This is a genomic window from Actinomadura chibensis NBRC 106107 (assembly GCF_001552135.1).
In the GTDB taxonomy this organism is placed as follows: Bacteria; Actinomycetota; Actinomycetes; order Streptosporangiales; family Streptosporangiaceae; genus Spirillospora; species Spirillospora chibensis.
In genome coordinates this window covers 109016-117171 of record NZ_BCQP01000019.1, presented here as the reverse complement: position 1 = coordinate 117171, position 8156 = coordinate 109016, and the positions used below count along the sequence as shown (strand labels likewise).

Annotated in this window: 5 protein-coding genes; all 5 read left to right on the top strand. The window is 78.6% G+C overall.

Annotated features, from left to right (window positions below; translation table 11 throughout):
* Nucleotides 1-416, top strand: a 416-nt coding sequence (grpE, locus tag ACH01S_RS13160) for a nucleotide exchange factor GrpE (protein ID WP_083980635.1), incomplete at its 5' end; no start/stop codon positions are given.
* 7 nt (nucleotides 417-423) lie between these two features.
* Nucleotides 424-2007 carry an Hsp70 family protein gene (locus tag ACH01S_RS13155; protein WP_067890084.1) on the top strand — a complete coding sequence of 528 codons (1584 nt, stop codon included), beginning with the start codon at nucleotides 424-426 and terminating at the stop codon, nucleotides 2005-2007.
* 14 nt (nucleotides 2008-2021) lie between these two features.
* Complete coding sequence (locus tag ACH01S_RS13150; RefSeq protein ID WP_067890083.1) at nucleotides 2022-4655, top strand: SaeA-related protein; 2634 nt, start codon at nucleotides 2022-2024, stop codon at nucleotides 4653-4655.
* Entirely contained in the window at nucleotides 4655-5935 is a 1281-nt protein-coding gene (locus ACH01S_RS13145; RefSeq protein ID WP_222869215.1) for a TRAFAC clade GTPase domain-containing protein, read from the top strand. Before ACH01S_RS13150 ends, ACH01S_RS13145 begins: the two co-directional genes overlap by 1 nt.
* A gap of 2 nt (nucleotides 5936-5937) precedes the next feature.
* Complete coding sequence (locus ACH01S_RS13140; protein WP_067890081.1) at nucleotides 5938-8154, top strand: GAP1-N2 domain-containing protein; 2217 nt, start codon at nucleotides 5938-5940, stop codon at nucleotides 8152-8154.
* Nucleotides 8155-8156 lie beyond the last annotated feature (2 nt).

Genomic DNA, 8156 nt, shown 5'->3' with positions numbered 1-8156 from the left:
CCGCGCCGGGCCCCGCCGACCCGCCCGACCCGCCCGACCGGCACCGGACGGCGCTGCTGCTCGCGGCGGTCGCCGACGACGTCGCGGACGCGCTGGCGCGGCTCGGCGTCGAGCGGTTCACGGTGGAGCCGGGGCAGCCCTACGACGCGTCCCGGCACCGCCCGGTCGCGGTCACGCCCGTCGACGACCCGCTGCGGGCCGACACGGTCACGGCCGTCGAGTCCGACGGGTTCGAGCGGGGCGGGAAGGTGCTGCGCAAGGCGGAGGTCGGCGTCGGGCGGCTGTCGGCGGACGCGGCGCGGCGCACCGGAGGGGACGCGGAGGAGGACGCGGCGGCGGAGCACGCCGCGAACGGCTCGGGTCCGGCCCGCCGCGGGACGGGCGGCGGCGAGACGACGACGAACACCGATGGGTGAGAGGGACATGGCTGTCTACGGGATCGACCTGGGAACCACGTACTCCTGCATTGCCTCCATCGACGACGTGGGGCGCCCGGCGGTCCTGCGGAACCTGGAGGGCACCGACACCACCCCGTCGGTCGTGTACTTCGAGAGCGGCGAGAACGTCGTCGTCGGCGCCACCGCGAAGGACACCGCGGTCCTGGAGCCCGACAACGTCGTCAGCCTCATCAAACGCGACATGGGCCGGGACGTGACGCGTCCCATCCACGGGATCGACTTCACGCCCGAGGAGCTGTCGGCGTTCATCCTGCTGAAGCTCGCGACGGACGCGCGCACCACGACCGGCGAGGAGGCCAGGGACGTGGTGATCACCGTCCCGGCCTACTTCGGCGCGGCCGAGCGCGACGCCACCCGCAAGGCGGGGCGGATCGCGGGGCTGAACGTCATCGACATCGTGTCCGAGCCGATCGCCGCCGCGATCACCTACGGCGTGCTGAACCCCGACGCCGACCGGACGATCCTCGTCTACGACCTCGGCGGCGGGACGTTCGACACCACCGTCATCTCGCTGCGCGGCGGCCACATCGAGGTGGTGTGCACCGACGGCGACCACGAGCTCGGCGGCGCCGACTGGGACGCGCGGCTCGTCGAGCACCTCGCCGAGCGGTTCCGCGCCGAGCACCCGGGCGCGGGCGACCCGCTGGACGACAAGCAGACCGAGCAGCAGCTCCGCCGCGACGCCGAGGACGCGAAGAAGGCCCTCACCACGCGGACCTCGCACACCGTCCGGGTCATGCACGCCGGGCGGGTCGCCGCCGTCGAGGTGACGCGCGAGAAGCTGGAGGAGCTGACCAAGGACCTCCTCGACCGGACCGTGGAGATCACCGGCCGGACGCTGGCCACCGCCGCGGAGAAGGGCGTGGACGACTACGACGACCTCGTCCTCGTCGGCGGGTCCACGAAGATGCCGGTGGTCGCGGCGCGGCTGGAGACCGAGCTCGGCCTCGCGCCCCGCCTCCAGGACCCCGACCTCGCGGTCGCCAAGGGCGCGGCCCTGTACGCGTTCGAGGAGACCTACCGGCGGCTCGTCCGGGAGGGCGCGGCCGAGCGGGCCGTGGAGATGGCGAACCGCGCGGGGCTGTCGGCCGAGCAGCAGAAGCAGATCGCCGGGCGGCAGATCAAGACGGTCGCCTCGCACGCGTTCGGGATCGTGGTGGTCGACCGGGAGAGCGGCGCGGAGGGCGTCGCGCACCTCGTCCACACCAACGACGCGCTGCCCGCCGCGCGGACCGAGGACTTCTTCACCGTCTACGACGACCAGGCGTCCGCCGACATCCGGGTCATGGAGCAGGCCGGGGTGGTGGAGTCCGCCGAGCTGCCCGACAACAACGAGATCGCCACCGGGGAGATCCGCGTCCCGCACGGCAAGAAGGCGGGCTGGCCGATCCGGGTGACGTTCGAGCTCGACTCGTCCGGGCTGCTGAACGTCACGGCGGTGGAGAAGGAGACCGGCGAGCGGCTTGAGCTGAAGGTGGACGTCGGCGGCATGTCCGAGGAGGAGGTCGAGCGCTCCCGGAAGGCCCTCTCCCGGGTCCAGGTGAGCTGAGCCGGGAGGCGCCCGTGGCGTTCGACGACGACTACCGGCGGGAGGTGCTGGAGCCCGCGCGGGCCGCGGGCGACCAGCCTCCCGAGGACCTGCGCGTCCGGTACGCGCTGGCCGACCCGCTCACCGCGGAGTCGGTCGCGGCGCGGGTCAGGCAGGTGCGGCAGTGCTGGCGGCGGGCCCGCGGCCAGCTGAAGTACCGCAAGCTGATCGACCGCCTGGAGGCCGAGCACCGCGAGCTGGCGGCGCTGTTCGCCGCCGCCGAGCGCGGCGACCTGCGGCCGCTGTCGGCGCGGCTGCGCGGCGGCCGCGAGCGCGCCGAGCGGCGGGCCGCCGAGGCCCGCGCCCGGCTCGCCGACGCCGCCGGGGCGCCGCGGATGGCGACGCCCGCCGAGATCGAGGGCATCGCCCGCACCTGCGGGGTGCCGCGCGCCGAGCTGGAGCGGGTCGCCGCCGCCGACGGCGTCGCGGTCCGCGAGCCTGACCCGCTGCCCGCCGCCGCGCCCTACCCCGCCTACCGGAAGGTGCGCGAGTCGCTGGACGTCCTCGGCGACCGGCACCTCGCGGCGTTCGTGTTCGGCGCCCGGCACACCGGCCCGGTCCGGCTGCTGGACGGCTTCGCCGCGCCCGGCGGGCCCCGGCTCGACGCGGACGCGGTCGCCGCCGTCGGCGCCGAGTGGGCGCGCCGGGGACGCGACACGAGCACGACGCACGCCGACACCGTCCTCGCCGCGCTGCGGTCGGGGGCCGACCTGTCGGCGCTGGTGCTGTTCGACGTGGTCGACCGGCTCCGCGAGCGGCTCCGCCAGCGCGCCTCGGACCGCGCGCTGCTCCGCTTCGCGACCGGGGACCTCGGGATCGACGAGGGCGACGCGCGGCGCCTGGTGTTCGCGGTCGTCCGGGAGACGGGACCGGCGGGCGGCGGCGGCCTCGCCGGGCGCCTGCGCGCCCTGCTCGACGCGGGCGAGGTGTACGCGGCGGCGGAGCTCGCCGACGCGGCGAACGTCCCGCGCCCGGCCGCGCCCCGGGCCGCCGGGGACGCCGCCCCGCCCGAGGACGAGGTGCTCGCCGCCGAGGCGCGGCACCGGCTCGACACCGCGCTGCGGCTGCGCGAGTCCGCCGCCGCCGAGCCCGACCCCGACCGCGCGTACCGGCTGCTCGACGACGCGCTGCGGCTCGTCCGCGACCTGCCGGGGGCGCGGGCGCACCAGCGGCGGCTGCCGCCGCGTCCCGTCCCGGCGGTGCGCGCCGACGTCGACGCGGACGCGGACGGGCCCGCCGTCCGGCTGTCGTTCGAGCCGTCGCCGTCCGCCGAGGGCGAGGTGACCTACCACGCGGTGCGGCGGGAGGGGCGGCCGCCGCGCGACGCGCGGGACGGCGCGCCCGTCGCCGGGACGCGCGACCGGCGGCCGCCGGTGAACGTCCCGCTGTACTACGCGGTCGTGGCGGCGCGCGGCGACGCCGCCGCCGCGCCCACGGTCGCGGAGCCGGTGGTCGTGCGCCCCGAGCCCGCCGAGGTCGTGCTCGTCGCCGGGGACGGCCAGGTCACCGGCCGGTGGCGGTGCCCGCCCGAGGCCGCCAGGGTCGTCGTCGTCCGGGACGGGACGCCCGTCCCCGGCGGGCGCGACGGGTTCCGCGAGCGCGTCCCGAACGGCCGCACCCTGCACTACCGGATCTCCGCCGTCTACGTCGACGGCGCGGGCGCCGAGACCGTCACCGACGGCGTGGCCGCCTCGGTGACGCCGACCGCGCCGCCCGAGCCGGTGTTCGAGCTGACCGCCGAGACCGCCCCGGACGACCCGGGCCTCGTCCGCGTCCGGTTCGCCCCGCCGGGCAACGGGACGGCCGAGCTGGTGCTGTCCGAGACGCCGCCGCCGTGGCCGCGCAGCGCGCTCGTCCCGCTGGCGGAGGTGCGGCGCGAGACGCGGCGGCTGGCGTGCGCGCCCGTCCCCGGCGGGCTGGACGTCCGGCCGGGGGCGAGCGGCTGGCTGCTCGCGGTGTCCGTCGCCGAGGACACGGCCGCCATCGGCGGCTACCACCACCACGTGAACCTGCCGCCGCCGCGCCGCCTCGTCGCCGAGCGGCGCGGCGACCACGTGCACGTCGGGTTCGACTGGCCGCCGGACGTCGCCGAGGTCGCGCTCGCCTACCGGGTCGGCGGGGAGGCGATCCGGATGGGCGAGCCGCCGGCGGAGGCGGTGGTGACCCGCGCGGCCTACGACACGCAGGGCGGCGTCCGGGTGCCCGCCCCGGAGGACGCGCCGGTCGAGCTGACGGTCGCCGCGGCCGGGACCGTCGGCGGCGCCCGGGTGACCGGCCCGCCGGTGAGCGCCGCGGTCGCGGCCCGCGCGATCGTCCGCTACGACGTGCTGCGGGCGGGGCCGCCGTGGCGGCGGTCGCTGACGATCAGGCTCACCTCGTCCCGCCCGCTGCGGGTGGCGCGGCTGTCGCTGGTGCTGCGCGCCGGGCGGGTCATGCCGCACCGCGCCGCCGACGGGGAGACGCTCGGCGCGTGGGAGCAGGTGCCCGTGCCCGGCGAGCTGTCCCTCGCGGCGCCGGACGCGCCCGGCCCGTACTGGCTGCGCTGCTTCGCCGACGACGAGGTCGTCGAGCTGAGCGACCCGCCCGTCCGCCGGCTGCGGGTGCCGTGATGACGAAGCCGCTCGCCCGCGTGGCGATCCCGCGCATCGCCTCCGGGCAGCGCGCCTCCGGACGGGGCGCGTCGAGGAAGGGCGTGACGTGCCCGTACTGCTTCGCGTCCGTCGCGCCGCCGCGGATCCTGTTCCGCTGCCGGGGGCAGGCCGGGCGGCGCAAGGGCTGCGCGCCCGTCCTGGACGAGGCCCTCGCCGAGTACACGGGCTCGACGGCGGGCGCGTCGCTGCCGCCGGTGTTCGCCGCGCCCGGCCGCTCGTCCGGGCAGCGGGGCCGCGCGGACTGCCCCGGCTGCGGGGTGCCGACCGGCAACCGGGCCTGCCCGGAGTGCCACAACCCGCTGCCGTCCGCCTACTGCGACTCGCCGGGCCGGATCGTCGCGCTCGTCGGCGCGAAGAACGCGGGCAAGAGCACCTACATCGCCGTCCTGCTGCACGAGCTGATGAACCGGGTCGGGACGGAGCTGGACGCCTCCCTCGTCGCCTGCGACGACCGCACCATCGAGCGGTACAAGCGCGACTTCGCGCGCCCGCTGCTGGAGGAGCGGCGGCTGCTGCCGACGACGGCGAGCGCGGCCACCGGACCCCGCGAGCCCCTCGTCTACCTGCTGACCCGCACCCGCCGGGGGCGCTTCGCGCGGCCCCGCAACGACTCGCTCGCGCTCGTCCTGTTCGATACCGCGGGCGAGGACCTGCGCAGCCGGGAGGTCACCGACCTGCACCTGCGGTACCTGGAGGCGGCCGACGCGATCGTCTTCCTCGTCGACCCGCTGGAGCTGCCCGGCGCGCGGGCGGGCGTCCGCGAGGCCGTGCCCGCGCCGCGCGGCGCCGGGGAGGACCCGGGTAGCGAGCCGCTCGACGTCATCGCCCGCGTGACGGACGCGCTGCGGCAGCGGCACGGGACGCGCCCCGGCGAGCCGCTGCCCGTCCCGGTCGCGGTCGCGCTCACCAAGATCGACGTGCTGCGTCCGGGGCTGCTCAGGCAGTCGGCGCTGCACCGGTCCCGGTCCGGGCAGGGCGTCCTCGACCTGGACGACAGGGACGCGGTGAACGAGCAGGTCCGCGCGCTGCTGCACGACTGGCAGGCCGGGCAGCTCGACACCTACCTCGGGCAGCAGTACGCCGAGCACGCGCTGTTCGGGCTGTCGGCGCTCGGCGGCGTCCCGGACGGCGACCGCGTCGGCGCGGGCGGCGTCCGCCCCCACCGGGCCGAGGACCCGCTGCTCTGGCTGCTGTACCGGTTCGGGATGCTCGACGGCGTCCGCTCCGGGGACGCCTAGCGATGGCCTGGCAGCTGCACTACACGTCGGCGCGGCGCGGCCCGACCGGGCGGGCCGGGTTCCAGTTCGTCGCCGAGACGCCGGGGCTGCCGGACGGCGTCCGGGCCGGGGTGACGCCCTACCTGTCGTACCGGCCGCCGCCGGACGCGCCGCCGTCGCCGGGCGACGCGGAGCTGGGCGAGTTCCCCGTGTCGCTGCTCTACGACCAGGTGGACGGCCGCTCGCTGCTGCTGCGCTGCCGCTACCTCGGCCGCGACTACTCGGGCCGGTTCGGCAACTTCTTCGCGCACGCGGTCGTCGCCGAGCCGGACGAGCTGGAGGGGCTGCGGCCCGCCGAGCTGTGGCACGCCCCGCACTGGACGCAGCGTCCCGCGCCGGAGGGCGTCCTCGCCCCCCTGGACGAGCTGACGCCGGGCGCGGCGCTCGACCCGGAGGCCCTCGCCGGCTGGCTCGCGTCGTGTCCCGGCGACCCGTACGCGCTGCTCGCGCACCTCGTGGACGCGGTCGCCGACGTCCTCGGCCGGGGCCACGGCCGGGTCGTGCTCGTCGCCGACGACGTCGAGCTGATCGCGCGGTGGATCGCGGTCGTGTCGTACTCGCTGCCGGTCGCGGCGGCGGCGCGGCTGTCGTTCGTCACCTACACCGGCGACCCGGACGGCGCCGCGCAGCGCCTCGTCGGCACCACCCCGGCGATCTGGGCGGCGGTGCGGCACCGCGCGTCGCACGCCCGCGCGTTCCGGCTCGGCGGGCGCGTCCCGGACGGGGCGGCGAGCCGCTTCGCCCGCACCGTCGCCGGGTGCTGGCGCGCCGCCGACTTCGGCGGGCTGGACGCCCTCGGCGCGCTGGCCCCGCCGAGCGACCCGGCGCGGGAGGGCGCGGGCGCGCTGCTCGCGCTGTGCCGGGGCGACGCGACCGTCACGCCGGACGAGGAGGGCGCGGCGGCGGAGCTGCTGTCGCGGCGCGGGTCCGGGATCCCCGAGTGGGTGTGGCGCGATCTCGTGCCGGGCGTCCCGTCCATGGGGCTCGACCTGGCGCTCGCCGTGCACGAGCGGGCGCGGCGGGCGGGCGCGGCGGAGGTCGCGCGGCAGTGCGCGGTGCGCGTCGCCGACCGGATCTCGGACGCGCTGGCCACGGCCCGCGACCTGTCGGCGGTCGCCGCCGCCGCGAGCGTCGCGGACCGGGCCGGGCTGCCGCTCGACGCCGCGCGGGTCGCCGCCGGGGCGGCGCGCGGCGCGCGGCACGGCGCGGCCGACCTCGGCGCGGCGCTGTCCCGCTGCCCGGACGGGTTGCGCGGCGCCCTGCTCGGCGGCGTGCTCGCCGGCCTCGCCGACGCCGGGGAGCGCGAGCGGGCGGCGGTGCTCACGCCCGCGAACTGCGACATCCTGTACGAGCGCGCCGGGCTCGCCCGCGCCGCGCCCGGCGTGGCGTGCGCCGTGCTGGCGTCCGTCGGGCGCCGCGACCCGGCGCGCCGCGTCCCCGTCACCGGCGAGCTGCTCCGGCTGGACGGCGCCGACCTCGACCGCCCCCTCCGCGAGGTGTGGGCGTCGCCGCCGACCGCCGACGAGTGCGCCGCGCTGCTGGACGCGCACGGCGCCGCGCTCGCCGCGCATCCCGCGCTCGCCGGGCTGCCGTCCCGGACGCTGACGAGGCTCGCCTTCCCCGGCGGCGACCGGCTCGCCGAGCCCGCCGCGCTCCGGCTCGCCGGACGCGTCCGCGAGCTGCTGCCGGACGGCCGCGCCGGGCGCGACGCCGCCGCCGTCCAGGCGTACGCGGCGGCGATCACCGCGGGCCCGGGACGCGCCGCGCGCGCCCTGGCGGAGATCGCGGACGCGGGCGCCACCCCGCAGCTCGCCGGGGAGGCGTTCGTCGGCGCCGCGCGGCGGCTGGCCGAGCGGCCCCCGGCGTTCCGCGCGGAGCTGCTCGCCGCCCTGCCCGCGCCCGTCCGCGCCCGGCTCGGCGCGCGGTGGACCGCCGACCTGCCCGGCCGCGCCCGCGCCGGCCGCGCCCCGCTGCGCCCCGCCGACGTGGAGCGGCGCAACGAGCTGGTCGAGGTCGTCCTGCGGCTGCGGGCGCGCGGCGCGCGCGACCCGGGCCTGGAGGCGTGGACGCGGACCGCCGCCGGGCGCTGGCTCGCCGCGAAGCAGCTCGACGCGCACCTCGCGCGCAGCCCCGAGCTGCGCGCCGCGCTGCGCGACCTCCTCGCCGAAGGCGGGCGGTGAGC